We start from the raw sequence: 1,620 nt of genomic DNA, 5'->3' as shown, positions 1-1,620 counted from the left end.
TTATTTTAATACTGTCATAATCAATAGTATCTTCTTTTTGTATTTCAGTTTCTTTATTTTCAACTTTATATTTTTCTTCTATTTCTTTAATTACATTTTCATCTAAAATAACATAATCAGATTGAAAACTACCCATACCTTTATATTGAGGTAAACTATTTAATTTAGTTATATAAGTCATTAACAATCCTTTTTTACTATTTTTTCTATTACTTTGTTTATAAGCACTATCTACCAAGTCTTTACTGAAATAAATATCTAACATCATACATAAGTGATATAATGCTTTTGTTTCATCATTATACCGTACAGTAAGTTCTTCATATTTATCAAATAAACACTCTTTACAAATAGTCATTCTTCCTTCATTAAATTTATACAGAGGACTTTGACTTAAATAAAATCCTGTAGTTGGTGGCTTTTCTTTACCACAACAGGTACATTGTAATTTAATTGATTTTGCCATCACATCACTCCCTTATTAAAAATTGCCCCTATAACATCCGCACATTATAAGGGCATAGTAAAAGGAGATTTTTTATTATGAAACATTCAACCGTACAAAAACTAGAAGAAAGATTCATGGTCTTTTGCAAGACCAAATAAGCACACAATAGGGGAAATTATGCACTTATTCAGACACACAAAAAGGACTACCAATTAAGATAGCCCTGTTTAATACTTATATAAAATGTTCATTTTAATTACTTATCTGTCCATATTTTTAAAATAATTAATATTATATAAACAAGCACAAATGGTATAGCAATACTCCACCATTGACTTGAGCTTATATTAAGTATAGAATCAAATACATCCACACCATTATATTTAATTAAATTAATACAATCTAATAGCCATATTCCGAATAATAAATTCATAATAATCTCCTTAAATCTTACCTATTTAAATCAATATTAAACGTTGCTTCTTTACCATACTCCTCAGAAAATATCATTAACTTTTGCATAGCTTTACCTACAAGTCCCATATTTTTTGCATATGTATCTACACCTGAAAAACTAGGATTAACTATTAATTCAGTCATTCCATATGACTTTTCTATCGGCTGATGTAAGTGTCCTACACATATATAATCTGGAACATATCCTAACATAGAAGTTATTTTAGGAATATATGTATTTAAATTACCAAAGTTATTTCCATGAGTAGCAACTATATTCTCTTTAAATATTTTAAATGTTATCAGTTCATCATCTATTTCATTTTCATGTATAGTCAATCCTTTTAAGTTATTACATCTTAATTTAATCATTTCTAATATAAAATATCCGAAATTTTCTTTATCTAACGATTCAGACTTATTAGCACTTATTCTTTCATGATTTCCGACAACATAGTATAAATCAACTTTAAATAATGTACTCAAAGAAGTTAATAATTCAGATATTACCTCCGATGCTAATATGCTTTGAGTAACCACATCTTCCCTATTCTCTAAGCGTATAGTTGAATGTATTAAACCTGATATTATATCTCCGATACATACTACTCTAATTCTACTTATATTATTTTCTAAGCCTATTTGTATAACTCTTTGTTTTAAGTAAGACATTCTCTCCTTCATTATTTCAGTATCGTACTTATTCCAATGATTAT

Annotated in this window: 2 protein-coding genes and 1 pseudogene; all 3 read right to left on the bottom strand. The window is 26.5% G+C overall.

The window, feature by feature from the left end:
* Positions 1–466, bottom strand: a pseudogene (locus VLM92_RS12240) (hypothetical protein); the annotation flags it as partial.
* Between the two features lie 238 nt (positions 467–704).
* A complete protein-coding gene (locus VLM92_RS12235) occupies positions 705–881 on the bottom strand; it encodes a hypothetical protein (protein WP_325276618.1) in 177 nt (58 codons plus the stop codon).
* A gap of 17 nt (positions 882–898) precedes the next feature.
* Positions 899–1,620: metallophosphoesterase (locus VLM92_RS12230; protein ID WP_325276617.1), on the bottom strand; the 722-nt coding region annotated here is incomplete at its 5' end.

The sequence above is a fragment of the Romboutsia sp. genome (assembly GCF_035470145.1).
Lineage (GTDB): Bacteria > Bacillota > Clostridia > Peptostreptococcales > Peptostreptococcaceae > Romboutsia_D.
Note: the sequence above shows the minus strand (reverse complement) of the source record. Positions and strands in the feature narration are given on the sequence as shown.

Excerpts from the sequence above, each read along its gene's own strand:
- VLM92_RS12235 (WP_325276618.1), bottom strand. The coding sequence starts at position 881 with ATGAATTTATTATTCGGAATATGGCTATTAGATTGTATTAATTTAATT.